Origin of the sequence: Kitasatospora albolonga, assembly GCA_002082585.1 — a bacterium.
GTDB lineage: Bacteria > Actinomycetota > Actinomycetes > Streptomycetales > Streptomycetaceae > Streptomyces > Streptomyces stephensoniae.
In genome coordinates this window covers 7,644,076-7,670,416 of record CP020563.1, presented here as the reverse complement: position 1 = coordinate 7,670,416, position 26,341 = coordinate 7,644,076, and the positions used below count along the sequence as shown (strand labels likewise).

10 protein-coding genes are annotated in these 26,341 nt (G+C 72.6%); 3 read left to right on the top strand and 7 right to left on the bottom strand.

Translation table 11 applies throughout. The features are described 5' to 3' along the window. Positions 1-14: 14 nt before the first annotated feature. Entirely contained in the window at positions 15-4,484 is a 4,470-nt protein-coding gene (locus B7C62_33300) for a hypothetical protein (protein ARF76619.1), read from the bottom strand. Positions 4,485-4,596: 112 nt separating this feature from the next. Between B7C62_33300 and B7C62_33295 the strand changes: the two genes are divergently transcribed. Continuing rightward, positions 4,597-7,668, top strand: a complete 3,072-nt coding sequence (locus B7C62_33295) for a hypothetical protein (protein ARF76618.1) — start codon at positions 4,597-4,599, stop codon at positions 7,666-7,668. A gap of 57 nt (positions 7,669-7,725) precedes the next feature. Here B7C62_33295 and B7C62_33290 read toward each other — a convergent pair whose 3' ends face one another. Next, positions 7,726-9,237, bottom strand: coding sequence for an MFS transporter (locus B7C62_33290; protein ID ARF76617.1), 1,512 nt, complete (start codon positions 9,235-9,237; stop codon positions 7,726-7,728). Positions 9,238-9,425: 188 nt separating this feature from the next. Between B7C62_33290 and B7C62_33285 the strand changes: the two genes are divergently transcribed. Together B7C62_33285 and B7C62_33280 are read left to right on the top strand one after the other, a co-directional pair. Next, the gene (locus tag B7C62_33285) at positions 9,426-10,460 is read left to right on the top strand and encodes a transcriptional regulator (protein ARF77493.1); all 1,035 of its coding nucleotides are present in this window, start codon (positions 9,426-9,428) and stop codon (positions 10,458-10,460) included. Between the two features lie 38 nt (positions 10,461-10,498). Continuing rightward, positions 10,499-11,230 carry a hypothetical protein gene (locus B7C62_33280; GenBank protein ID ARF76616.1) on the top strand — a complete coding sequence of 244 codons (732 nt, stop codon included), beginning with the start codon at positions 10,499-10,501 and terminating at the stop codon, positions 11,228-11,230. 44 nt (positions 11,231-11,274) lie between these two features. On the opposite strand, the gene B7C62_33275 is transcribed toward B7C62_33280, so the two are convergent. From B7C62_33275 to B7C62_33255, 5 genes are read right to left on the bottom strand one after another with little or no spacing between them, the layout of a single operon-like run. After that, the gene (locus B7C62_33275) at positions 11,275-12,459 is read right to left on the bottom strand and encodes a cytochrome (protein ARF76615.1); all 1,185 of its coding nucleotides are present in this window, start codon (positions 12,457-12,459) and stop codon (positions 11,275-11,277) included. A gap of 49 nt (positions 12,460-12,508) precedes the next feature. Then, positions 12,509-13,564, bottom strand: coding sequence for an NADP-dependent oxidoreductase (locus B7C62_33270; GenBank protein ARF76614.1), 1,056 nt, complete (start codon positions 13,562-13,564; stop codon positions 12,509-12,511). Beyond that, positions 13,561-15,285 carry a phytoene dehydrogenase gene (locus tag B7C62_33265; GenBank protein ARF76613.1) on the bottom strand — a complete coding sequence of 575 codons (1,725 nt, stop codon included), beginning with the start codon at positions 15,283-15,285 and terminating at the stop codon, positions 13,561-13,563. The genes B7C62_33270 and B7C62_33265 overlap by 4 nt, the downstream gene beginning before the upstream one ends. After that, on the bottom strand, positions 15,285-16,982 hold the full coding sequence (locus B7C62_33260; protein ARF76612.1) for an FAD-dependent oxidoreductase: 1,698 nt from the start codon (positions 16,980-16,982) through the stop codon (positions 15,285-15,287). The genes B7C62_33265 and B7C62_33260 overlap by 1 nt, the downstream gene beginning before the upstream one ends. Beyond that, the gene (locus B7C62_33255; protein ARF76611.1) at positions 16,972-26,340 is read right to left on the bottom strand and encodes a non-ribosomal peptide synthetase; all 9,369 of its coding nucleotides are present in this window, start codon (positions 26,338-26,340) and stop codon (positions 16,972-16,974) included. The genes B7C62_33260 and B7C62_33255 overlap by 11 nt, the downstream gene beginning before the upstream one ends. Position 26,341: the final 1 nt, after the last annotated feature.

Here is a 26,341-nt window from a genome sequence, read left to right as displayed (position 1 = left end):
CACCGGGGAAGACCTCAGTCCTCGTCGGCGTCGGTATCGGTGTCGTGCAGACCGCTCGCCTGGAACACCGCGACATCCATGCCGTACCCCACGAGGAGGCGGTCGCCCGGAAGCCACAGCGCCCGGTGGACGGGGTCGGGGAACAGCAGTTCCTCCGCCTGGCGGCCACTGGTGAGGTTCCACAGCCTGACCGTGCCGTCCCGGCACGTGGTGACGGCGGTGGGCACCCCGTCCACCCCGGCACACGCCACAGAGGTGACGAACTCGGTGTGTCCGGCGAGTTCGCCGGACTGGCCGTGGTTCTCCAGCTCGTACAGCCGTACGCTCCCGTCGGCGCAGGCGGTCACGGCGGTGGGGACGGTGCCGAGCACCGTGCACGCCACCGCCGTCACGGCCTCGGGGTGTCCGGTGAGCTGCCCGTACTCGCTGCACGTGGCCATGTCCCACAGCCGTACGGTCCGGTCGTAGCCCGCGGTCACGGCGGCGGGTACGGGGGCGGAGCCGAAGAAGGAGACCGAGGCGATGGCTGCCCGGTGGCCCGACAGCGTGCCGACCGGTTTCTTCTCCCGGAGGTCCCACACCTGGGCGAGGCCGTCCTGATGGGCGACGACCGCGCACGGCGTACCGCCGATCATGAGGCAGGTGACCGCGGTGACACCCGATCGATGTCCCACCTCCCGGGCGAGGCGGGTGCCGTCGTCGGCGCTGTGCAGCAGTACGGCACCGGTCGTCGTCCCGGTCACCAGGAGCCGTGCTTCGGGAGAACAGTCCAGGGCCGCCGGTCCGGCGGGGAGGGCGATCGGCGGCAGGTCCTCGGCCGGGCCGCCGCCGTCCGCCCGCCAGAACCGGACGGTGCTGTCCGCGCCCGCGCTGACGGCGATGTCCCGCCCGCCCGACGTCAGACGGCCGAGGCCGCGGATCGCGCCGTCGTGGCCGGGCGCCGGAGCCGGAAGCGAGGGTTCTCCGGTCAGATCCCAGCTGCGTACGGTGCCATCGTCACCGGCGGAGACCAGCACCCGCGCCCCCGGCCCACCGCTCGTGCACAGAGCGGTGACAGCGCCGGTGTGACCGCGCAGGACGGTGCCCTCCGCCGGGCTGCCTCCGGCGGGCCACCGGAAGGGCCACTGACGGATGCGGCCGGTCGCGTCGCCGGAGAGAACGGTCCCTCCCATGTCCGAGGGCAGCACCGTGAGAGCGGTGACGGCACTCGTGTGGCCTGCCCTGGGCTCCCCGACGGGGACCAGACCGTCCGGGACCTGGCCGTCCGGGACCTGGCCGTCCGGGACCTGGCCGTCCAGGGCCTGGCCGGCCAGGACTTGACCATCGGGGGCCTGACTGTCCAAAGCCCGGCCGTCGGGGTCATGCCTCACCGGGAGTCGCCACAACCGAACCGTCGCGTCAGCAGACCCCGTCACCAAAAGCGTCTCCCCCGAAGCCCCCCACGTCGAAAGCGCCGTCACCTCATCCGTATGCCCCACCAACGGCTCCCCGACCGGCTCCCCACCAGGCAACCGCCACAACCGAACCGTCGCATCAGCAGACCCCGTCACCAAAAGCGTCTCCCCCGAAGCCCCCCACGTCGAAAGCGCCGTCACCTCATCCGTATGCCCCACCAACGGCTCCCCGACCGGCTCCCCACCAGGCAACCGCCACAACCGAACCGTCGCATCAGCAGACCCCGTCACCAAAAGCGTCTCCCCCGAAGCCCCCCACGTCGTCATCGCCATGACCCGGCCGGTATGGCCCAGCAACGGACCGCCGAGCTGCTTCCCCGTCGTCAGGTCCCACACGTGCACCGGCCCGTTGGCCGATCCGGTGATCAGGACGGGGCGGTCGTGGCCCTCCAGGGTGGCGGCCGTGAGGGAGGTGATCTGTGCGGCCAGTCCGGTGAGGGGCTCGCCCACCGGGCTGCCGTCGCCGAGATCGGCGATACGTATCGTGCCGTCCGCGCCCGCCGAGACCGTGACGGGCCGCCCGTCGAGGTCGAGCACCACCACCGCGTCCACGGCGTCCGTGTGGTCGGCGAACACGTTGAGCTGCCGGGCGTCCAGGTTGGTCCCCGTGGACCACAGCGGAACCGTGCGCGCGGGCGCGGCCCCGTGGGCGGCGGCGGACAGCAGCTCGTGCGAAAGGGCGGGCGTGCCCCAGCGCATCGCCTCCAGGGCGAACAGCTGCCGCCGCGTTCCGAAGGGCAGGCCCCGGAGCCGGGCGGCCGGGGTGCGCAGCAGGAGGGCGTGCGGCTCGGTCGGGCGGGGCAGCAGGCGCGCGAGCAGCGGGCCGAGCACTTCCACGTCCGCGTGGATCAGGAACCCCGGGGTGGCCAGGAGTTCGAGCAGCCGCCCCTCGTCGGCCGCGTGCTGTGCGGCGTGCCGGCGCACGTACGGCGTGGACCACGCGGTGCGGCCGGGGGTGGACCGTACGGTGTCCGCGGCCAGGACGGCTTCCAGGATCGCCGACGGCGGGCTCCCGTCGCCCGTACCGCCCCGCGCTGTCCGGAGGTGGTCGTCCAGGGCCTGGTTGTAGAGCCGGTACAGCGGTGTTCCGTCGGTGTCCACGGAGACGCGGAGGTAGTGGCTCTCGCCGTCCAGGATCTCCTGGGCCTCGTACGGGTCCGGGGGCACCCCACCGGGCAGGAACAGCCACGCCACGGAGAGCGCGACGGAAGCGGGCATGCCCGCCCCGTGAGTGTGGGCGAGCGCGGTGAGCAGCGGGAGCCGCAACGGCTGCCCGGCGGCGCCGGACTTCAGGTCCAGCTCCAGCACACCGGCCAGGTCGAGCGGTACTGCCCGGCCGAGCGCCTCCGCGGAGCCGGCGTCGAACGCCGGCCAGGTGCGGGAGAGGAGGTGGTGGGTGTAGAGCCCCGAGATCAGGAACTCGCCGCCCCGGCTCTCGACCGGCCGGCCGGTCAGGGACACCGCCATGCCCTCGGCCAGCCGTGGCCGGGCGGCGCTGAACCGTACGTCGGCATAGGCCGGTTCCGTACGCACCAGCATGGACACATACGTGTGGAGGTCCTCGCGCAGTGTGTGCGGGTCGACCTCCTCGAGGTCGATGAACAGCCCCGACTCCCGCGCCGTCGCGCACAGCGGGTGGGCGGTCCCCTCGTCGCGGATTCCCACCAGGCAGTAGGCGAGCGGGGTCCCGTCGGGGCGGCGCTCCGACAGTGGCTGAATCAGCTCCCCCATCACCTCCGACGGGACCTCGGCCTCGTCCACGGCGTCCATGACCAGCACCGGCGGATAGGGCAGTTCCCTGATCGCTTCGCACAGGGCGCGTGCCGGGGAGGTCTCGTGGCTCCATTCCCGTACCCGGTCCCCCACCCGTAACTGCCGTGTGACCGAGCCGAGGATCGCGCCGAGACCGCGTCGGCGCGCGTGCACGGCGGCCATGTGTCCGGGGCCGTGCCGCGAGGGGGCGTTCCCACCGAACGCGGTGAGCCAGACGCGGTCGTCGACTTTGTCGAAGTCGTCGTGCGTCGCGCAGACGAGCACTCCGAGCAGTGCCGATTTGCCGGAACCGCGCCGTCCGGTGACCAGGCAGAGCCGGGCGAGGTCCGCGTCGCCGTCCACGGTGGAGTCCAGCCATCTCGCGATCCGGCCCAGTTGTGCCGACCGTCCGACGAAGCCGACGCCCGGCCGGTGCGGCCGGGCGGTCATCTTCCCGGTCGAGGCCCGCTGCCAGTGGCCGAAGTCGAGTATCTCGTCCAGCTGGACGGCGGTGGAGACCGCCAGGGGGTTACGGAAGAAGGGGAGGTCGGGGTAGGCCCCGTCGTAGGGGGTGGCCGTGACGCGCTGCCCGTGGGCACCGGGTGCCGAGGCCAGTTCGTCGACCCGCGCCCGGGCCTCCTCGACCAGCGTGGCGAAGGGGAGGTGGGGCGATACGGTGTCGAGCCCCAGCGACGCCGGGTCGGTGCCCAGGTGGGTCAGGAACCCGGCGAGGCCCTGGGTGAGACGGGCGTTGTAGGCGTTGTCGAGCTCGTCGCAGGCTCCGATCACCCAGGCCCGGCGCTCGAAGCCGACGGCGTTCTGCGTCCAGTCCGGCCAGGCGGCCTGACCGGCGTTGCACAGGTCGAGCACCAGCAGCGTGTACGGCCGGTCCCTGTGGTAGAGGTCGACGAGGTCGAGCCATGCCTGTACGTCGGTGGCCTCGTCGAACTGCCCGCAAGAGCCCACGACATGGAGCCGCCCGGCTGGCAGCGGGCAGACACCGTGGCTGAGGACGTGCAGCAGCCGAGGCGCGGTCCCCGGCGCCTTCAGGAACGCGCGGGCCTTCGCCCCCAGCGCCTCGGCCGTCAGCCCGTCGTGGCTCTCCACCGCGTACCCGGAGGCGGTCAGCGCCTCACGCAGGGCCAGGGCCTCCCGCGTGAACGGAAGGGTGCGGTAGCCCCCTGCGAAATCATGGACGGCCAGACTCATGGCCACGCCCTGGAAGCCCCCGGCTTCGTCGGAAGCCTCGGGCATCCGGTCATCCTCGGTATTCGTCATTCGTCCGACGGTCACGCTGCGGGCTCACGTTACTGGAGACCGCCCGGGAGCGGAGTGCCCGTCACGGAATGTGCCCTAGGCTGGGGCCCAAGGGCAAGCAGGAGGTCATCCGTTGGACTCGCCGGCACGCGGGCGCAGGGCTCTGTGCATCGGGCTCGAAACGAACGACCACGAGTCCGGCTCTCCGGACCCGCGCGGCGTCTCCCGGCACCTCACGGCCGAACGTGTCAGGGACCTCGCCGACGCGCTCACCGGAGCGGGGTACGGATGCGCCACCAGGCTCGATGTACCGGGCCGGTGGGTGGCCGACGAGGTGCTCGACTTCCTGGAGCGCCGCCGGTCCGACGACCTCTGCGTCATCTATGTGACCGGCCACGGGACCCCCGGCCCCGGCAGCCTGCGGCCGGATGCCCACGACGCCCCGGAGGGCGGCTGGCTGGACCACGTCCTGAGCGCCGCTCCCCTCGACTCCCCCGACGCGTTCCGGCCCCCGGTCCTCCTCGTCATCGACACCTGCCACGCCCCTGGAAGCACCTCCCGGTGGCACCCGCACCATCTCCCGCCGCACACCTGGCTGATCCTCGGAACCGGCGGACGGCACGATCCCGGCCCCGTCGGGACGTTGAGCCGCAGGATCGCCTCCACCCTGCGGCGACTGGGCGACGGAGCCCTCGACGTCGACCCGGCTCTGCCCGCCGTTCCGCTGCACATGCTCGCCTCGGAGGTCCGGCGGGAAACGGTGTACGACACCGGGGAGAAGGTGATCGTCCTGGGCCCCTCCGACAGAGGGAGCCCGGAGGACGACACCCCGCCCTTCTTCCCCAACCCCGCCTACCTGGGCGGGCGCAGACACAGCCGCCTCTCCCGGACCACCGCCCCCGGTGTGCTGCCCTTCCTGGAGGACGCCGACGGCGGCCTGGACCACCAGCACTTCATGGAGCGGGCCTCAGGCACCTCGGCGGTGGCCGAGCACGGGCGGGGCGTACTCGGGCGCTTCACCGGCCGCCGACGGGAGCTGGCAGCCCTGTCCGACTGGCTGGACGATCCGGGTGCCCGGGGCCCGGCCGTCGTCACGGGTGCGCCGGGCGCCGGGAAGTCGGCCCTGCTCGGCGTGCTCGTCTGCGCGGCCCACCCCGAACTGCGCGAGGCGAGCAGAGATCTCTGGCAGAGGGCGTACCGAACGCCCCGCCCCGTCCGTACGGGCTTCGCCGCCGTCCACGCCCGTCAGCGCGGCCTCTCCGAGATCTGCGCCTCCCTGGCCCGCCAGCTGGGCGTCACCGCGCAGGACCCCCGCCAGTTCCTCAAGGCCGCCAAGGGCATGAGGGTGCCGCCGGTTATCGTGGTCGATGCCCTGGACGAGATGGCCAAGGGCACCGACGTGATGAACCGGCTGCTGCTGCCGCTCTCCCTCGAGGGCCGGGACGACGGCCGTCCTCTGGCACGGGTCCTGGTCGCCACCCGGCACTACCCGGAGTTCGGTCCTCTGATCGACGCCGCGGCCGGGGGCGGCCTTCTCGTCGACCTCGATCGCATACCGCCGGATGAACTGGCCGACGACGTGGCGGAGTACGTCACCGAGATCCTGCGGACGACCCGCGGGTTCCGTCACCGCGGGTCCGTCGTCCACACCTTCGCCCGGGTGCTGGCCGCCACCCTGGTCGACCGGGGTTCTCCGCAGTCGGTCTGGGGGGCGTTCCTCGTCGCCGGGCTGTGGGCGCGCACCCTGGTCAACTCCGGCTTCGACACGGCGATGACCGCGGATGAGGCGGCGGAGGCCGCCCACCGCGTACCGCGGAGCCTGACCGAGCTCCTCGAACTGGAACTGCGGTCCCAGCCGGAGCTGTTCTGGCTCCGGCCCGTCCTTACAGCCCTGGGCACCGCGCACGGCCAGGGCATGCCGACCTCCGTGCTCCGGCGTATCGCCCCGCTCTTCGCGGGCGACGGCGGCCCCCTGCCGTCCGCTCCGTCGTCCGCCACCGTCAAGGAGACGCTCGGGGCGGCACGGTTCTATCTGCGGACCGTCACCGACACCAACGGGACCCTGCTCTACCGTCTCTTCCACCAGTCGATCGCCAACCATCTCGTCGACGACTTCGAACAGTCGGGGAGATTCCCGAGCTGGCGACAGGTCCTGCTGGACCGGCTGTTCGCTCCGCTGGGCTCCCCGCCCACCCGGAACTGGGACGCGGCCGAACCCTACGTCCTCCGGCACGTGATGGCCCTCGCGCGGGAGGCCGGACGCGAACAGGAGCTGTTCGACGACCCCGAGTTCCTCATCCGGGCCGATCCCGGGTCGCTGGACGGTCTCCGGTCCGCCCGCTCCGGCTCCCCCGGCCTGCCGCCCCCGGTGCTGGAACGGCTGCTGGACCGCCGGGCCCCCCTGCACGAGCGGCGCATGGCCGCGAGCCTCGCGGCGCTGAGGGCCGGGGACCCGGAGCTGGCCCACCGCTTGGCCTCGCCCGTCCACGGCGCGCCCCTGCCCTGGATTCCGTGGTGGACGACCCCCTTCAGTCCTCCGCCCGACCGGATCGTCGCGTTGCCGTCGGGCCACCGGACGGAGCTGTTCGTCCTGGACACCGGCAGCGGCCGCTACGGGGCGCTGGAAGGGCACACAGGGCGGATGGCCGAGACGGAGGGTCCGGATCTCCCGGACCTCGTGGACGCGGAGCGGATCTCGCTGGCGGGGCGGGCGGTCGCGCTGGTGACGGACGGGGCGGGGCATCAGTGGATTCATCAGCCCGGTACGCCCCGGCTGATCGATGCGGGCTGGCCCTCCGCCTCCTCCCGCCTTTCCGGCGCGGGTCCGGCCGGTCCCTCGGCCCGTGCTCTGTTCGACGGCCGGCTGGTCGTCTGCGTCGGTACGAGGGACGGCTCCGTGATCGTCGAGGACGCCCTCGACGGCCACCGGATCGTCGGCCGGGAAGGGGCCCATGACGGTCCGGTGACCGCGCTGGTCGCCCGGTACGACGCCTCGGGCCTGAGCGTGCTCTCGGGCGGGGAGGACGGGAGCGTGTGGTCGTGGCGGCCGGGAAGGGACCGCGGTGAACGCGTCGTGCTCCTGGACGGCCCCGTCCGCGCCCTGGACATCACCGCGGACGACGAGTTGTTCGTCTCCTCGGGCCAAAGGGTCAGCGCCTTCAGGGGTGGCCTGCCCGCCGCGGAAGACCGTACCGGCGAGGGGTGACACGCCCTGCGGGACCGGTGCCGGGGCGGGGCCAGGCCGGGAGGAGAGCCCGGGCCGTCACCTCGAAGCGGGCGCGGCCCTGCGGAGGAACAGCGCGGCGGCGAGGGTGCCCGCCAGGACGATGGCCGCGTTCACCGCGATGGCCACCTTCAGCCCGCCCAGGATGCCCGCCGCACCGGCTCCGGTGACCGCCGCCGTGGCGACGGCGCTCATGACCGGCGTACCCATCGTGATGCCGATCTGCTGCGTCATCGTCGCGAGGCCGGTGGCGAGGCCCTGCTCCCGGTCCGGGAGCCCCGTGGTCGCGGTGACCATGAAGCCGACGATGACCAGCATGTTGCCGACACCGCCCACGAACGTTCCCGTGAGCAGCAGCCACATCCAGGAGCGGTCGTCGCCCAGTCCGATCAGCGCGGCCGTCGCCACGGTCTGTACGGTGCCGCCGACGATCAGCGTGGAGCGGGTGCCGATCCTCCCGATCACCCGGGGTGCGAGGGTGCCGCCGACGACGGTGCCGATGCCGAGGACGCCGAAGGACAGCCCCGCGGCCAGCGGGGAGAAGCCCAGGACCTTCTGAAGGTAGAGCGTCATGAGGAAGACGAGTGACGTCTCGGTCAGGAAGGCGATCAGACCGGCGATGTTGCCCCAGGCCACCGTCCGCCGTCCCAGCACCCCGAGCGGTACGAGCGGGGCCTCGGCCCTGCGCTCGACGGCGTAGAAGACGAGCAGCAGCAGTACGCCCGCGGCGAGGGAGATCAGGGCCGTCGGCGAGCCCCAGCCGTGCTCACCGGCCTGGGTGAGGCCGAAGACGACGGCCAGCAGGCCCAGGGTCACGCTCACCGCGCCCGGCAGGTCCGGCTTCGGGCGCTCGTCGGGCCGCGACTCCTTGATCACCACGACCGCCGCCACGAGCACGAGCAGCGCGACGGGTACGTTGATGAAGAAGGCCCAGCGCCAGGAGAGCAGGTCGGTGAGCACTCCGCCCAGGACGGCGCCGGTGGTGAACCCCGCCGACATCAGCGCCCCGTTCAGGCCGAGGGCCTTCTCCCGGAGCGGGCCCTCGGGGAACGACGTCGTCAGCAGGGAGAGGCCCGCCGGGGTGACGGCGGCCGTCGCGAGACCCTGGAACACCCGGGCCACGATGAGGAGTTCGGGAGAGGTCGCCACTCCGCCCAGCAGGGAGGCGGCGCCCAGGACGACCAGGCCGCCCAGGAAGAGGCGGCGGCGGCCGAAGAGGTCGGCGATGCGGCCGAACAGCAGCGTGAAGCCCGCCGCGCACAGCGCGAAGGACGTCGCGATCCACTGGAGGTTCGCCAGGTCGAAGCCGAGCCCCTCACCGATGACCGGCAGGGCCACGTTGAGGATGGAGAAGTCCACGGCGAGCATGAACTGCGCCGCCAGCAGGATCACCAGCACCAGTTTCAGGCGCGGCGTCAGACGGGCGGGCGGGGCGTCCCCGCCGGAGGTGGTCCCGCCAGAGGTGGTCCCGCCAGAGGCGTCTCCGCCGGGGGTGGCCCCACCAGGAGCGTCCCCGCCGGGGGCGGTCTGTGCGGTGTCGGTGGCCGTCATGGGTGAAGTCCCTCTCTCGTGCACGCGTTGTGACGGAAGAGAGCCTCGTCCGGAGCGGCGGGCGTAGCCATCGCCCGCCCGGCACCAGCACCGCGGAGGGTGGTACTCGCAGGGCCCCTCTCGCGGAGCCCGTCCGCCCGGTGAGGGGGCCATCATGGAGGGCGCAGCCGTCGATCCGGGGAGCCATGATGGGGACCACGTCCGAGCTCGGTGACTTCCTCCGTAACCGTCGCGGTGAGGTGCGCCCCCAGGACGCCGGCCTCACGGCCCACTCACCGCGCCGCCGTGTCACCGGTCTGCGCCGCGAGGAGCTGGCCCTGCTCGCCGGGGTCAGCGTGACCTACTACACGCGGCTCGAACAGGGCCGGGCATCCAGCGCCTCCGACTCCGTCCTGGACGCCATCGCCCGCGCGCTGCGGCTCACCGACGACGAGACCGCCCACCTCAAGGACCTGGCCAGGCCCGGTCCGGTCCGGCAGCCGCCCGCGGAGCGCCCCGAGTACGCCGACCGGTCGGTCAGACAGCTGCTGGCCGCGATGACGGAGGTCCCGGCCCTCGTCCTGGACCGCCGCAACGACGTCCTGGCCTGGAACCGGCTGGGCCACGCGCTCCTCGCCGGGCATCTGGACCGGCACGGCCCCGACCGGCCGGACGTCAGGCCCAATCTGACCCGTCTGCTCTTCCTGGACGACCGCTTCCGCACGCTCTACGCGGACTGGAGCGAGGAGGCGCGGCGTGCCGTCGCCTCCCTCCGTCTGACCGCCGGACGCCACCCCCACGACCGCCGGCTCGCCGAACTCGTCGGGCAGCTGGTCATCCAGAGCCGGGAGTTCGCCTCGCTGTGGGCCCGGCACCCTGTCAGCACCTGCACCTCGGGCGTCAAGCACTTCCGGCATCCGCGCGTGGGCGCGATGGAGCTCTCCTTCGAGAACCTCCTCATCCCCGGCGGCTCCGGCCGACGCGTCATCGCCTACAGCGCCGAGCCCCGGACCCCCTCCGAAGCCGCGCTCCGCCTGCTCGGCGGCAGCACGGCCGAGCGGGCGAAGGACCGGGGCGGGGAGCCGGAACGGCACCGTCCGGCGTCACAGTCGCGCTACGACCCCTTCTCGTCTGGGCCACCGTCAGATGCCCCTGAGGGGGGTGAGGCGGAGCGAAGCGGCATGGTTCCCTCCGTATTGTCCTCTTTCTGTACGCCTCCGAGCCCTCCCCGCCCGCTCCGATGAGCCCCGGAGCACTCCGCGGCGACTTTTAGGCTGCGCTTATGCACTACACCAAGAAGCTCATCGGACTGGCCGCCGTCGGCATCCTCGCGGTCGGCTGCGGCTCCGGCGATTCCGCCGCTCCGATCTCCGCCCCCGCCGCCGAGTCCAAGCCCACCGCCGACTCCAAGCCCGACGCCGTCCAGGAGACGACCGCCGCCCCGCAGGAGCCGACGCTGCCCGTCGTCGTGGACGGCCCGCAGAAGGACGTGCTGGACCGTTCCACCGACGGACAGCTCAAGGTCCTGCCCAAGCCGGAGAGCGGCGCCCCCTTCACGGAGCAGGTGGAGCACCGGCTCCAGGAGCAGCTGCTCGGCCGGATCAAGGTGCCCGGCAAGACCAGCGCCGAGTGCCCCGGCGGCGTGACGCAGAAGGCCGGTGCCGTCAGCACCTGCAACGTCACCTACGAAGGTGCCGTCGTTCCTTACGAGGTCAAGATCAGCGACTCGTACAAGGAGGGCGGCTTCATGACCTTCTACAACGCCAAGCCCCTCAAGGGCCTGGTGGTCGCGAAGGTCGTCTACAACCAGCTGTTCGAGCAGTACGGCAGCCGCTCCGACGCCACCAAGCTGGCCTGCGAGGAGTTCCCCGCCGCCAAGGCCGTCGACCTCGACGGCGACTCCGGTCTGACCTGCCAGTACTGGAGCAAGTACGGCAACAAGGGCGACGGCGGCTACGAGACGCTGCGCGTGAAGGCCGGCACCTACGGGCCGAGCTTCGAGCAGGTCCGCTGACGCCGGTCCCGTAACGGAGCCGTCGGCCGAGTCCCGTAAAGGGGCTACCAGCTCACCTCCAGCCTCCGCGGGCTGCGGGACGTCGTCCCGGTCCGCCAGGTGACCCGCTCCACCGGCTCCGCCAGGCGCAGGCCGGGGAAGCGGGCGGCCAGGCGGTGCAGGGCGACCTGGAGTTCCGTACGGGCCAGCCAGGCGCCCAGGCAGTAGTGGGCGCCCGCCCCGAGGGAGAGGGTGGGGGCCTCCAGCGGGGCGAACAGGTCGTCGAGCGTACGGCGGGGGAAGACGTCCGGGTCCCGGTTGGCGGCGCCGCAGTCTGCCAGCACGACCGCACCGGCCGGGATCGTCACCCCGCCGACCTCGACGGCCACGGAGGCGCGGCGGGTCGTTCCCCGGTCGTCGCCCAGCGGGACGAGGTGGATGAGCCGGTCCGCCACCCGGCCGGCCGCCTCCTCGTCGGCGCCGATGCGGGGCCAGCTCTCCGGGCGTTCGCCGAGGAGGTAGAGCAGCGCGTTGCCCAGCATGGTCATCGTGCTGTCGTGGCCGCCGACGACGAGCCCGCACACCAGGCTCACCAACTGCGCCTCGGGGAGCCCGCCCTCCTCGTCGGCTCCGCGCACCAGACCGCTGATCAGGTCGTCGCCGGGGGCGCGCCGCCGCTCCGCGAGGAGCTCCGCCCCGAACGCGCCGAACTCCTCCAGTACGGCCGCCACCTCCTCCCCCGCATGGGAGCCGTCGGAGAAGGCGTGCTCGCTCCAGTGGCGCATCCGGTCGCGGGCGGACCCGTCCAGCCCCATCAGCCGGCTGATCACCGCCACGGGGAGGGGGAGGGTGAACTCCTCGACCACGTCCACGGGCCGGGGCCGTTCCGCCAGCCGGTCCAGGAGCTCTTCCACGATCGCGGCGATCCACGGCTGCCAGCGGGCGACGGCCCTCGGGGTGAAGGCGCGGCGCAGGGTCCGGCGCAGCCGCAGATGGCCGGGGCCGTCCTGGTTGAACATCAGGTCGGGGTTGTTCACGAGGTCCGGTACGTCGGAGAGGGCGGGTGCGTCGTCGGCGTACAGCTGGGCCCTGCCGAACCGGGGGTCGGAGAGCACCTGGCGGACGTCGGCGTACCGGCTGACCAGCCAGGCGGGGGCACCACCGGGCAGCTCCCCGGGGCGGGGCGGGCCCGGTTCGTCGAAGTGCAGCCGGTGCAGGGGGACCAGGGGCGCGGGTTCGGTGGTGGTCATCGTGTCTCCCGGGGTGAGGGGTGCGTACGGAGGAGAGGGGCCGCCGCCCTCACAGCGCGACCAGCACCTTGCCCCGGTTCTCCGCCCGGTCGCGGTAGAGGCTTCCGTATGCGGCGGGGATGGCGTCGAAGCCGTGGTGGAGGGTGTGGTCGCAGACGACCTCGCCGCGCCGGACCCGGCTGCCGAGGTCGGCGTGGAGGTCCTTCCAGTTCTGTTCGGTGAACCACTCCAGCGAGAAGATCCCCCGGACCGTGGCGCGCGGGAACATCAGGTAGGGCAGCAGCCGCGGGCCGGTGTCCTCGTTGCCGACCTGGGTCGCCCACTGCCAGCACACCGCCACCTGGCTGTCGACGTTGAGCATGGAGAACACCACGTCGGTGACGGTGCCGCCGAGGTTGTCGAAGTAGCGGTCGACGCCGTCGGGGGCTGCCCGGCTCAGCGCCTCGCGCACGGTGCCCGCGCTGTCGGTGTGCCGGTAGACGAGGACCGTGTCGAAGCCGAGGCCGAGGAGGTACTCCGCCTTCTGCGGGGAGGAGGTGGTCCCGATGACCCGGGCGCCCGCGAGCGCGGCGAGCTGGCCGACGAGCGCGCCGACCGCGCCGGAGGCGCCGCTGATGACGAAGGTGTCCCCGGGGGTGACCGTCATGTACTTGGCGAGGGTGCCCCAGGCGGTCATCCCGGGGCCGCCCATCACGCTCAGCGCGGTCGGCAGCGGCAGCACGTCGTCGTACCAGTCGGGGTCGAGCCTGCGGTAGGCCGGGAAGACCATGGGGAAGGTGCCGGTCTGCCAGAGTTCGGCGGCTCCGGTGGAGACGACATGGGAGCGCCAGCCGCCGAAGCCCTGCACGAGGTCGCCGACGCGGTGGGCGGCGTGCGGTCCCGCCGCCACCACTTCCATGATCGAGTCGGCGCCCATGTGGGAGCCGATCGGGGTGTCGAGGGCGATGCCCTGGAGGTAGGGGTCGACGGAGACGTACAGCGTGCGCAGGAGCATCTCGTCGGGGGCCAGGGCCACATCGACGTTCTCGACGACCTTCTCGTAGACGCGGTCCACGTCGGGCACGCCCTCGACATGCTCGCGGACCACCCACTTCTCGATCTTCATGAACTCTTCCCTGTCGTCGTTGCGGGGGTGGCCCCGCGCCCGGCCGGTACGGGGATGACGCGGTGGGTCGGCGGGGGCGCGGTGCGGTCGACCGACGCGGTGAACTCCCTGCCGTCGTCACGGCAGATGAACTGCATGACGTGGCGTCCGGCGGCGGCGGCCCGGATCAGCCCGCCGGTGGTGGCCCAGACACCGGACTGGTAGAAGTCGGCGAGACCGGGCAGCCCGGGGCCGTGCTTCTTGACCAGCTCTTCGAGGGTCTCGCCGCTCTCCACGAACGGCTGCCAGCCCAGCACCGTACCGTCGTGGTTGCCGGTGTAGCGGACCTGGGTGAGGGGGCTGGAGACGTCCCGTACGACGATGGCGTCGCGCAGGCCCGGGAAGCGCTGCTCCAGGAAGCCGACAAGCGCCTCGCGGGCCCGCCGTTTGGCCGCGTAGTAGCCGCGCCCGTGCCGGACGGGCAGGGTGTGCAGCTCCTGGCCGCCCCGGGTGCGGGTGATCTGTTCGGGGCCTTCGTCCAGGGCCCGCCAGGGGGCGATGTCGCAGAAGTAGGTGGCGTAGACGACGGTGGTGCCGTCCGGGGAGAGTTCGGGGTAATGGCGGCTGCGGAACTGGACGTTGACGCTGGCGTGGCGGATGCCGGTGAGCTCGGCGGCCGTCGCGTCGTCGAGCAGGTACGTCGTGCAGGGGTCCCCTTCGGGGAAGGGGCGGGAGAGGCCGAGGAAGAGGGTGAAGTAGCCGGGGAAGACCATGCCGGGTTCGTGGATGGTCTCGGTGTAGAGCTTGCGGTACTCCTCGCCGAGGTATTTCCCCCCGAGGAACTTCATGGCCGTGGTGTAACCGTCGCAGGCCGACACGACGATGTCGGCGCGCAGTTCCCGTCCGTCGCTGAGCCGGACGCCCACCGCGTGGTCGTCCTCGACGATCACCGTCTCGACCTTCGTGTTGTACGAGACCTCTCCGCCGAGCCTGCGGTAGCGGGCCTCGATCGACCGGGCGAGGCCGAGGGAGCCGCCCTCGGGGACGCCCGCGGAGAGGTTGGCGTGCGAGGCGAGCTGGAAGTGGAAGGGGAGGACGGGGAAGTTGGGGTGCTTCTCGTACAGGATGAAGTTGAACGCCTCCCGCAGGAGCGGGTCCTTGAACTTCGCGGAGTACTCGGTCATCAGGACCGTGATCGTGGTGCGTACGGCGTTGACGTACGGGAGGAACGAGGCGAGCATCCGCCAGCGCTCCACCCGGCCCATCAGACCCACGGGCTTGAGGAAGGGGTAGACGGCAAGGGCCCTGCGGAAGCTGCGGAGTTGGGCGCAGAACCTGCGTACGGTACGGGCGTCGGCGGGCGAGATCCCGATGAGGTGGGCCTCCAGCCGGTCCGGGTCGGAGTAGAAGTGGACGGCCCGCCCGTCCTGTCCGCGCACGATGTTGAACACGTCGAAGTGGCGGATCTCCTTGCCCTGCAACGCGCCCAGCTCCAGCCAGATCTGGTGCATCTCGTTGCCGGGGCCGCTGCCGAGGAGCCAGCTGACGCAGGCGTCCAGGGTGAAGCCGCCGCGGTCCCAGGCGGTGCAGCAGCCGCCGGGCAGTTCGTGCATCTCCAGGATGTGGGTGCGGTAGCCGTTCATCCGCGCGTAGCAGCCGGTGGAGAGGCCGCCGAGACCGGCGCCGATGATGATCATCGATTCCCTGGGCCCGCGGGGGGCGTTACGGGTCCTGCCGTTCATCAACGGGTGTCCTCCCGTGCCGACCACCGGTCGAGCCGGGGCAGCTCGCCCAGCTTTCCGGGGTGCCAGGGATCGCTGCCCGGGCTCTCCCACGCCCGGAATTCCAGGCCGAGTTCACGGCAGAGGTACTGGGTCGCGAAGCGGCCGGTGGAGGCGGCGCGGATCAGTCCCCCCATGCCGGCCCACTGCCCGGCCATGGAGAAGCCGCTCAGTCCTGGCAGCCGCATCCGGTCCTTGCCGACCAGTCGGGCGGAGATGTCGTCGGCGTCGGAGAACGCCTTCCAGGCGAGGATGGAGCCGTTGTGGTTGCCGGTGTAGCGGTGCGTGGTGGCGGGCGTGGCCACGTCGACGAGGTCGATGCGGTCGGTGATGCCCGGGAACCGGCGTTCCAGGAAGGTGCGGACGAAGTCGGCGACCTCCTGCTTGCGCGCCCGGTACTCCTTGCGGTTCCTGGTGCGCAGCTCCTTCCAGGAGGCGTAGTCGCTGAAGTAGGTGCAGTGCAGGACGGAGCGGCCCGGGGGTGCGAAGCCCTCGGAGTAGCGGGAGCGGTCCTGGACGACCAGGCTGTTCTGGAGGGCGCCGGGGAGCCGTTTCCCGTCCTCGTCGGTCAGGAGGTGGGTGGTGCTGTGGGCTTCCGCCGGGTCGAAGTCGCCGCGCAGGCCGACGAAGGCGGAGACGACGGCCGGGAAGAGGGTGCCGGGGCGCTGGAGGAGGTCGGTGTAGAGCTTGTCGATCCGGGGTCCGGTGTACCGGCCGCCGAGCAGCCCGTACACGGTGGTGCGGCCGTCGCAGGCGGAGACGATGTGCTCGGCGAAGTACCTTCTGCCGTTGCGGAGTTCGATACCGATCGCGCGGTCGTTCTCCACCAGGATCTGCTCGGTGCGGGCCCGGTAGGTGACGGTCCCGCCCAGGCCGAGGTAGCGGTCCTCGATCGAGCGCGAGAGACCGAGCGAACCGCCTTGCGGGAAACCGGCGTTGAGGTGGTGGGCCGCCGCCATGTTGAAGAGGTAGGGCAGGAGCGGGAAGCCCTCCGGGTCCTGGAAGAAGATGTTGCGGAAGGCCCGGCGCAGCAGCGGGTCCTGGAACCTGTCGGCGAAGGCCGCCATCGGGGTGGCGGCCGTCCGCCAGAACAGCCGGAAGGCCGGCAGCACCGTGCGCAGGGTCGCCGCCCGTTCCCGTACGGTCCGCAGGGCGGGCGCGGTCAGGAACGGGTACAGCTCGATGGCGATGAACCGCCGCAGATCGCGGGTGAAGGCCCGGATCAGGGGGGCGTCGGCGGGTGAGAGGGCCAGCAGGTGCGCCTCCAGCCGGTCGGGGTCGTTGTAGAAGGTGACCGAACGGCCGCTCTCGTCCTCGACCTTGTTGAACAGCTCGAAGTTGGTGACGGTCTTGCCGTCGAGCGCGCCCAGTTCGCGCCAGACCTGGTGGGCGTTGTTGCCGGGCGCGGTGCCGATGAGCCATTCGATGCAGTAGTCGAAGAGGTAGCCGTCGCGGGACCAGGCGGTGCAGCAGCCGCCGGGCAGCACGTGCTTCTCGAAGACGCGGGTCCTGGCTCCGCTCATCTGCGCGTAGCAGCCGGTGGAGAGGCCGGCCACGCCCGCGCCGATGACGATGACGCGGGGCGGGGTGCCGGGGGTGCGCTCGCGGCTGCCCCAGTCGTCGGCCGTGTCCTTCTGGAGGGTGGTGTCAGCCGCCATGGGCCGTGCCTCCTGTCAGCGCGGTGCGGACCAGGGCAGCGTTGCGGGCCAGATGCTTGGGGTCGAGCATGTCGGCGTGGATTCCGGAGCCGCGCAGGACGACGGTGGTGCCGGTGGAGGCGCCGTGCCAGGCGCCGTGCTCGCCGACGGCGTACAGGGCGGTCTTCTCCTCGTCGGTGATGACCGTGACCGGTGCGGCGACCGTTCCGGTGTTGGGGGTGCGGCCGCAGAAGGTGAGGTACTCGGCGGCGTGGGCGAGGGTTTCGCGGGTGACGGCCTCGGACCCGGTGTGTTTGCGCAGGTGGTCGGCGAGTTCGGCCTCGAAGGCGCGGATTCCCTCGTCCCCGGGCTCGTAACGCTCCATGATGCGGCGGGAGTCGAGGACGACGATGTGGCCCACCCGCCGTCCGCGCCGCTCCAGCTCCTTCGCCGTCTCGAAGGCGAGGTTGCCGCCGAGGGAGTAGCCGAGGAGCAGGCATGCCCCTTCGGGCCGGGCGGCCTCGACGAGGTCGGCGTACCGGGTCACCTTGTCGTCGCCCGGCAGGTAGTTGAAGCCGATGACGGTGTACTCCGGGAGCTGGGCGGCGAGGCCCCGGTAGACGAGCCCGTGACCGCCCGCGGGCGGGAAGCAGAAGAGGGGCGGGGTCTGGCCGGAGTTGAAGGTCAGGTAGGGCAGTTCGTCGGTGCCGGTGCTGTGCAGGACGTCCGCCACGGTGGCGGCCATGCCATGGAGGGTGGTGACCTGGTAGAGGCGGCTGACGGGAACGCTGACGCCGAACTCGGTCCGCAGGTGGTGGAGGAGCTCGATGAGCTTGATGGAGGAGCCGCCGATCTCGAAGAAGTCGTCCGCCAGGCCGACCTGTTCGAGGCCGAGCAGCGTTTTCCAGTGCCGGGCCACGCTGATCTCGTAGAGCGTCACCGGCTCCTCGTGGGGGCGTTCGCCGGTCTCGGCCCGGGGTGCGGGGAGGGCGGCGGTGTCGACCTTGCCGTTGGCGGTGAGCGGCAGGGCGGGCAGTTCGACGACGTACGAGGGGATCATGTACGAGGGCAGCGCGGCGGCCAGATGGCGGCGCAGGGCCCGCCGGTCGAGCGCGGCGCCGGGTGCCGGTACGCAGTAGGCGCAGAGCGCGGCCTCTCCCCCGGCGCCCTCGGTGACGGTGACGACGGCGCGGGCGAGCGGGGGCCACTGGGCGAGCCGGGCCTCGATCTCGCCGAGCTCGATGCGGTGGCCGCGCAGTTTGACCTGGCCGTCGGCGCGGCCCAGCAGGTGGACCCGGCCGTGGGCGTCCCAGCGGGCGAAGTCGCCGGTGCGGTACAGCCGTTCGGGCCGGGCGTCCGGTCCTCTGCCGAGCGTACGGGTGACGAAGCGGTCCGCCGTCTGCCCGGGGTCTCCGGCGTAGCCGAGCGCGACGCCGTCGCCGCCGATCCAGAGTTCGCCGGGGACTCCCGGCGGGACGGGTTCGCCGTGGGTGTCGAGGATGTGGAGGGTGCTGTTGGGCAGGGGGCGGCCGATCGGGACCATCAGGCCCGGTTCCAGGTCGTCGACGGGGCCTTCGAAGTAGGCGCTGTCGATGGTCGCCTCGGTGAGGCCGTAGGAGTTGACGAGCCGGGTGGCGGGGCCGCACAGCTCGCCCAGCCGCCGGTACTCTGCCACCTTCCAGGCATCCGAGCCCACCACCAGCAGCCGCAGGAAGTCCAGCCGGAGCCCTTCCCGGGTGCAGTGGTCCATCAGCCCGCGCACGACGGCGGGTACGAACTCTGCGCATTCGACCCGTTCCTGACGCATCGTCCGGTACAGGCGGGTGGTGTCGAAGAGCAGATCCCGGTCGGCCAGGACGAGGGTGCCGCCCGAGCAGAGCGCCCGGACCAGGTCGCCGGTGAACACGTCGAACGACGGCTCGGCCATCTGGAGGTGCGTCCGGACGTCCGTCTCCAGCCGGTACGCGTGGCGCCACGCCCCGTACGCGGAGGCGAGGTTGCGGTGGCTGACCCGGACGGCCTTGGGGCGGCCGGTGGAGCCGGAGGTGGTGATGACGTACGCCGTCGAGTCCGGGTCCGTGTCCGGCCGGGGGCCGTCCGGGTGCGGCTCGGTGGCGTGCAGGGCGTCCAGGGTCAGGGTGATGACGGGCAGCGCCGCGGTGCCCTCGCGCCCGGCCTCGTCGGCGACGACGACCAGGGCCGCTCCGGTGGCCCGGACGAGGTGGGCGACGCGGTCGGCGGGCTGGTCGGGGCGGAGCGGCAGATAGGCGCCGCCTGCCTTGAGCACGGCGAGCAGGGTGGTGATGAGCTCCGGCGACTTGTCCAGGCGGACGACGACCACCGAGCCGCATCCGACGCCCAGGGCGCGCAGCCGGGCGGCGGTTTCGGTGGCCCGGCGCTCCAGCTCCCCGTAGGTCAGTGTCCGTGCGCCGCCGCCGGGGAGCGGCACGGTCACGGCGACGGACGCGGGGTGGGCGGTGGCGGCCCGGCCGATCAGTTCATGGACCGGGATGAACGGCGCGTCCGCGGCGGCCGGGGGCAGGGCCGGTCGGCTCCACTCCCCCACCAGCTGTTCGCGCTCGCGTTCCTCGAGCATCTCCAGCCGGGAGACGGGGTGTTCGCCGGGCGCCCGGGTCATGTGGTCGAGCAGGTGCGTGTAGTGGGCGGCCATGCGGCGCATGGTCTGTGGGAGGAAGAGGTCGGTGTTGTACTTGAGGACGCAGTGGAAGCGGTGCTCCGCCTCGTCCTCGTACGCGGAGAGTGTGATGTCGAACTGGCCTTCCTCCTCGGGCAGTTCGATGTACTCCAGCCGGTAGCCGTACTGCTCGGTGGCGACCTTGTGGGTGAGGAGGATGAACATCGCCTGGAAGACGGCCGAGCGGCTGGGGTCGTGCTGGAGGCCGAGTTCGTCGACGAGGAGGACGAACGGGTACTCCTGGTTGTCCAGGCCGCCGAGGACGGTCCGGCGGACCTGCTCCAGGAGTTCCGCGACGCTCGGGTCGCCGGTGAGGTCGGCGTGGAGCGGGAGCGGGTTGACGAAGTAGCCGTAGACGGAGGCGAAGTCCTGCCGGGTGCGGCCGGTCACCGGGGAGCCGACGACGATGTGGTCCTGCCCGGAGTAGCGGTGGAGCAGCAGGTAGTAGGCGCTGAGCAGCACCATGAACGGGGTGACGTGATGGGTGCGGGCCAGGGCGTGGACGCGGGCGCTGAGTGCGGCGTCGAGCACGAAGAATTCGGAGGCCCCGTTGTGGGTCTGGACGGCCGGGCGGGGTCTGTCGGTGGGGAGGTCGAGGAGCGGGACCTCGGCGGGGAGGTGGGAGCGCCAGTAGTCGAGCATCCCGGCGGCCTCGCGTCCGGCGAGGAAGGTGTTCTGCTGGTTGAGGAAGTCGAGGTAGCGGGCTTCCACGGGCGGCAGTTGGGGCTCCCGGCCCTGCCGCAGGGCCTCGTACACCTGGAAGAGTTCCTCGATGAAGGTGAACGTGGAGATGGCGTCCGAGACGATGTGGTGGACGGCCTTCATGATGATCCAGCGGTCGTGTCCGCGCTTGAAGAGGCGGAAGCGGACCAGGGGGTCGTGGGCGAGGTCGTAGGGCTTGCGGTACTCGGCGACGATGGTGGCGTGGATGGTCTCCCACTCCTCGCCCTGGACGTCGAAGAGGGCGAGGTCGGGCTCGGTGTCCTCGGAGACCCGCTGGACGGCCCGGCCGTCCTCCAGCAGGAAGTTGGTGCGCAGGGCGGGGTGGCGGGCGATGAGGCGGCGGACGGCCTCGAACATCAGGTCCGGTTCGAGGGCGACGTTCACCTCGACGGCTCCGCCGATGTTGTACGCGTAACCGTCGGGGTTGAGGTGCTTGAGGAACCAGAGCGCCTTCTGGTTCTGGGTCAGCGGGTAGCGCGCGGGGTCGTCGTGGAGTTCGACGGCCCCCTCGGCGGAGCCCGCCTCCCCGGCCGAGGCGAGTTCGGCCAGTCCGTCGTGGAGCTGGGCGGCCAGCTCTCCGGCCGGGGTACCGCTGAGCAGGGCGACCACGGGCAGGGCGACGCCCAGTTCGGCGTGGACGCGGGCGCGCAGCTCCATCGCCAGCAGGGAGTCCAGGCCGAGCCCGCCGAGGCCCTCGGCGGGGTCGATGCGGTCCGTTCCGGTGCGCAGGACGGTGGCGGCGAGCGCGGCGAAACGCGTCGCGACCAGGGTGCGGCGGGTCTCCTCGTCGGCGGTGCGGAAGGTGTCGAGGAAGCCGTTGCCCTGTGCGGCCGGGGGCGGGGCGGCGGCCGCTGCCAGGTCGGTGACGAGCGGGGGCGGGGACGGGTACCAGGCCAGGAAGGCGGTCCAGTCGGTGACGGTGGCGACGACCAGCTGGGCGTGCTCCTGGCCGATGACGCGTTCCAGGACGGCCATGCCCGCGTCGGGGGCCAGGGAGCTCATGCCCCGGCTGTGCAGATAGTGGTCGACCAGGCCGAGTTCCTCGATCATCCCGGTGGCCCAGGGGCCCCAGTCCAGGCTGAGCGCGGGCAGGCCCTGGGCGCGGCGGTGGTGGGCGAGCGCGTCCAGGAAGGCGTTCCCGGCCGCGTAGTTGGTCTGTCCCGCGGTGGTCAGGAGGGAGGCGATCGAGGCGAAGAGGACGAAGTGCTCGAGGGGTTCGTCCCGCAGATGCCGGTGGAGGAGGTGGGCGCCGACGGTCTTGGGGTCGTGGACGGCGTCGAAGGCGGGCCGGTCCAGGTCGGTGACGAGGGTGTCGCGGACCTGTCCGGCGAGGTGGAACACCCCGCGCACGGGCGGGTGGCCGCCGCGCCGGTAGGCGTCGAGCCAGCCGGTCAGGGCGTCCTCGTCGGTGATGTCGAGGGGGGCCAAGTGGGCCTGGGCGCCGAGCGCCTCCAGCTCGCGGAGGAGGGCGACGGCCCGGCCCTCGGCGGTGGCGGGGTCGGTGGAGCCCCACTTCTCCCGGGCGGGCACCGGCGTGCGCCCCACCAGGACGAGCCTGCGGGCCCCGCGTCGGACGAGCGTGCGGCACAGCAGCCGGCCGAGTGCGCCGAAGGCGCCGGTCACCAGGTAGCTCCCGTCGGCCCGCAGCCGCAGCGGCAGCGGCCGGGTGAGCCCCTCGGCCGGGCGGAGGCGGCTGGTGCGGCGGACTCCCGCGCGCAGGGCGATCTCCTCCTCGTCGTCGGTCAGCGCCTCGCGCAGGAGCGCCTCGGCCTCGGCCCGCGCGCCTTCGGGGCCCGGCCGCCGTTCGGGGTCGAGGTCGATCAGCTTGCCGGGGTGGCCGCTGAGTTCCTGGTGGCGCAGGACCCGGCCGACGCCCCAGGCGGGGGCGCCGAGGGGTTCGACGGGCTCGCCGGGCAGGACGGGCTGGGCGCCCCGGGTGACGATGTGCAGCCGTCCGTCTCCGCCCCGGGCGAGCAGGGTCCGGGCGAGGGCGATCAGGGAGTACGCCCCCGGGCCCGTGTGGTCCAGGACGGCCTGCCGGCCGCAGGCGGCGAGGGAGGGCCGGTCGAGGTTCCACAGGTGCAGGACGGCTCCGCGGAACGGCTCACCGTCCCGGTCCAGGTCGGTGAGGAGGCGCTCGAGGTCGGCGGTGGAGCCGGGGTCCACGGTGAACGAGCCGTCGGGTCCCGCTCCGGCGTACGCCTGCCCCCGGCGCACCAGGTGGCAGCGTTCGCCCCGGGCGGCGGCGAGCGCGGCGAAGGCGTCGGCGACGCCCTGGGTGTCGGCGAGGACCAGCCAGCCGTGGTCCCGGGCTGCTATGGGGCCGGGCGCGAGCGGGTCCTCCTCCCCCGGCTCCGGGCACTCCGTCCAGACGGTCTCGGCGAGCCAGGAGTCGATCGTGGTCCGGGCGACGGCGGTGGCCGCCTTCTCCACGTCGGCGGCCCGGAACCCCTCGATGCGGCCGAGCGGCGCACCGTCGTCCCCGTACAGGGCGATGTCCCCGAGCGTGGTGTCGGCGTCGGCAGTGCGGACCGTGGCGTGGACCCAGAGCGGCCGGTCGCCGATGGGTTCGAGGGCGACCTCGTCCAGGGAGAGCGGCAGCCTGATCCCGGTGCCCGGTGCCGGGTCCTGGAGGAGCTGAGGGGTCAGCAGCGCCTGGAAGCAGGCGTCGAGCAGGACGGGGTGGAGGTGGTGGCCGGAGGCGTCGACGGTCCCGGGCGGGCGGATGCGGGCGAGGACCTCCCCGGTGCCGATCCACGCCTCCTCGATGGCCCGGAAGGCGGGCCCGTAGTGGTAGCCGAGCGCGGCCAGCGCGGTGTAGCACGCGGGGCCGTCGAGGCGGCGGACGGTACGGGCGCGGATCGCGGCGGCGTCGAGCGGGGCGGCGGTCCTGCGGCGCTGCCCAGTGCGGACGATCCCGCTCGCGTGGACGGTCGGTTCGCCGTCGTCCCCGGTGGCGGGCGAGGCGATGGTGAAGGCCGCGTCCTCCAGAGAGAGCGACACCTCGACGGTCCGGTCCTCGCCGTCGGGGAGGAAGAGCGCCCTGCGCAGGTCGATACCGGCGAGGACGGCGGTGGTGGCGCCGGTGAGCCGCAGGGCGGCCTGGGTCGCCATCTCGATGTACCCGGCGGCGGGGAACACCACGGTGTCCTGGATGCGGTGGTCGGCCAGGTAGGGCAGGGATTCGGTGTCCAGGCGGGCCTGCCAGGCCGGTTCCGCCCGGTCGGTGCGGCGGCCGAGGAGGGGATGGTCGAGGTGGCCCAGGCGGACCTGGGCGACCGCCCGGGGTTCGGTCCAGTGCCGGTCGCGGCGGAAGGGGTGACGGGGCAGGGTGACCGGCCGGCCGGTGGGCTGGAGGGCGTCCCAGGCGATGTCGGCGCCCAGGTTGTGGAGGGAGGCGAGGGAGAGCGCGAACCGTTCGCTCTCGGGCTCCTGGCGGCGGATCGAGGGCAGGGTCAGCCCGGGCGCCCCGGTGGTCTCCAGACACTCGCGGACGGCGTGGCCGAGGACCGGGTGCGGGCCGATCTCCAGGAACAGCTGGTGGCCGTCGTGGGCGAGGCGGTCGACGGCGGCCCGGAACCGTACCCGGTCGCGTACGTTCTTCCACCAGTAGGCGGCGTCCAGTTCGGGCCCCCGGGCCCTGCCCTCGGCCCCGGTCAGGTAGAGCGGGAGCCTGGCCGGGCGCGGCGCCAAGGGGGCCAGTGAGGTGAGCAGTTGGTCCTTGATCCGCTCCATGCCGACGCTGTGGTACGGCACTTGTACGGTGAGGAACTTGGCGAACAGCCGCTCGGCCCGCAGCTCCTCGGCCAGCAGGGCGAGCGCGTCCGCGTCCCCGGCCAGCGTGATGGAGGTCGGGCTGTTGACGGCGGCGACCGATACCCGGTCGCGGTAGGGGCGTACGCGCCGCTCCGCCTCGTCCTCCGTGAGCGCCACCGCCAGCATGGTGCCGGTGCCCGCCAGGGTCTGCTGGAGGCGGCTGCGGTGCACCGCGATCCGGGCCGCGTCCCTCAGGGAGTAGACGCCCGCCTCGTAGAAGGCGGCGATCTCCCCGGTGCTGTGTCCGACGACGGCGTCCGGGCGCACGCCGTACGCCCGCCAGAGGGCCGCGAGACCGACCTGGAGCGCGAAGTTGGCGGGCTGTGCGAGCCAGGTCTCGCCCATGCGCGAGGTGGCTTCCCCGGCGGACAGCTCCTCGATCAGGGACCAGTCGGCGAACTCCCGCAGCGCGCGGTCGCACTGGGTGACGGCCTCGCGAAATACCGGTTCGCTGTCCAGGAGTTGGCGGCCCATGCCCCACCACTGGGGGCCCATGCCGGTGAAGACCCAGACCAGGCGCCGGGCTTCGGCGTCCCGGCTGCGCTCCTGGACGACCCGGGGGTGGGGTTCGCCCCGCTGGTGGGCGGCGAGTGCCTCGTCGAGGGAGGCGCGTGAGGAGTAGACGACGGAGAGCCGGTGCGGGAGGTGCTGGCGGCGGTGGGCGAGGGTGTGGCCGAGGTCGGGCAGGGCCACGGCCGGGCCGTTCTCCCCGGCCAGCTCGCCGCGGATGCCGGCCGCCAGCTCCGGGAGGGCGTCCGGGTGGCGGGCGCTCAGCGGCAGGATGCTCCAGGCCCGTTCCTCGGAAGCCTCGGCTTCCCGGGCGGGTGCCGGGGCCTCCTCCAGGACGACATGGGCGTTGGTGCCGCCGAATCCGAAGGAGTTGACGCCCGCCCGGGCGGGCCCGTCGTGTTCGGGCCAGGGGGTGGGCCGGGTGGGGATCTCGTACGGCAGGGTGGCCTGGTCGATGGCGGGGTTGAGGCGTTCCAGGTTGATGTGGGGCGGGATGTGCCGGTGCTTGAGGCACAGGACGGTCTTGATCAGCCCGGCGATCCCGGCGGCGGACTCGGTGTGCCCGATGTTGGTCTTCACGGAGCCGACGTACGCGCGGGCGCCCGGCCTGCGGCCGACGGCGAGGGCGCGGGCCAGGGCTCCCGCCTCGATCGGGTCGCCGACCGGGGTGGAGGTGCCGTGCGCCTCCATGTACTGGAGCTCGCCGGGCGTGATCCCGGCCTCGGCGCAGACCCGGCGGATGAGGGCGACCTGCGCGTCGGGGTTGGGCACGGTGATGCCGTTGGTGTGGCCGTCCTGGTTGACCCCGCTGCCGAGGATCACCGCGTGGACGCGGTCCCCGTCCCGTACGGCGTCCTCCAGCCGCTTCAGCGCGACCAGGCCGACGCCCTCGGCCCGTACGTAGCCGTCGGCGTCGGCGTCGAACGTACGGGAGCGGCCCCCGGGCGACAGGAAGCCGCCCTTCGTCTCGGCGATGGTGTACTGCGGGGCAAGGTTCAGCAGGGTGCCCCCGGCGAGTGCGAGATCGGACTCGCCGCTGTCCAGGGCCCGGCAGGCGAGGTGGACGGCGACCAGGGAGGAGCTGCACGCGGTGTCGACGGAGAGGCTGGGGCCCCGGAAGTCGAAGCAGTACGAGATCCGGTTCGACACCATCGTCATCATGGTCCCGGTCGCGGTGTGCGCGGCCAGTGAGGTGAAGCCCAGGTCCGCGAACTGGAGGATCTTGTAGTCGAGGGTGAACGCGCCGACATAGACGGCGACGTTCCGCCCGGCCAGGTCGGCGGGGCGCTGCCCACCGTCCTCCAGGGTCTCCCAGGCGACCTCCAGCAGCTTGCGCTGCTGCGGGTCCATGTGGTCGGCCTCGCGGGGGCTGATACCGAAGAAGGCGGGGTCGAACTCGTCGAAGCCGTCGATGTATCCACCGCGACCGCCCACCAGGCGCCCGGGTTTCTCCCGGAACCGGCTGCCGAGCGTGGTGACGTCGTACCGGTCGGGCGGGGTGGGCGTGATGCAGTCCTTGCCCGCCATCAGGTTGCGCCAGAACGTCCGGTGGTCCGAGGCCCCGCCGGGCAGGCGGCAGCCCATGCCGATGATCGCCACCTTGTTCCGTAACGCCCGGTTGTCAGCGTCGGCCATG

Bases quoted from the DNA above. Each gene is read 5' to 3' on its own strand.
- B7C62_33300 (ARF76619.1), bottom strand. From the start codon at position 4,484: ATGACGAATACCGAGGATGACCGGATGCCCGAGGCTTCCGACGAAGCC.
- B7C62_33290 (ARF76617.1), bottom strand. From the start codon at position 9,237: ATGACGGCCACCGACACCGCACAGACCGCCCCCGGCGGGGACGCTCCT.
- B7C62_33285 (ARF77493.1), top strand. From the start codon at position 9,426: ATGGGGACCACGTCCGAGCTCGGTGACTTCCTCCGTAACCGTCGCGGT.
- B7C62_33280 (ARF76616.1), top strand. From the start codon at position 10,499: ATGCACTACACCAAGAAGCTCATCGGACTGGCCGCCGTCGGCATCCTC.
- B7C62_33275 (ARF76615.1), bottom strand. From the start codon at position 12,459: ATGACCACCACCGAACCCGCGCCCCTGGTCCCCCTGCACCGGCTGCAC.
- B7C62_33270 (ARF76614.1), bottom strand. From the start codon at position 13,564: ATGAAGATCGAGAAGTGGGTGGTCCGCGAGCATGTCGAGGGCGTGCCC.
- B7C62_33265 (ARF76613.1), bottom strand. From the start codon at position 15,285: ATGAACGGCAGGACCCGTAACGCCCCCCGCGGGCCCAGGGAATCGATG.
- B7C62_33260 (ARF76612.1), bottom strand. From the start codon at position 16,982: ATGGCGGCTGACACCACCCTCCAGAAGGACACGGCCGACGACTGGGGC.
- B7C62_33255 (ARF76611.1), bottom strand. From the start codon at position 26,340: ATGGCCGACGCTGACAACCGGGCGTTACGGAACAAGGTGGCGATCATC.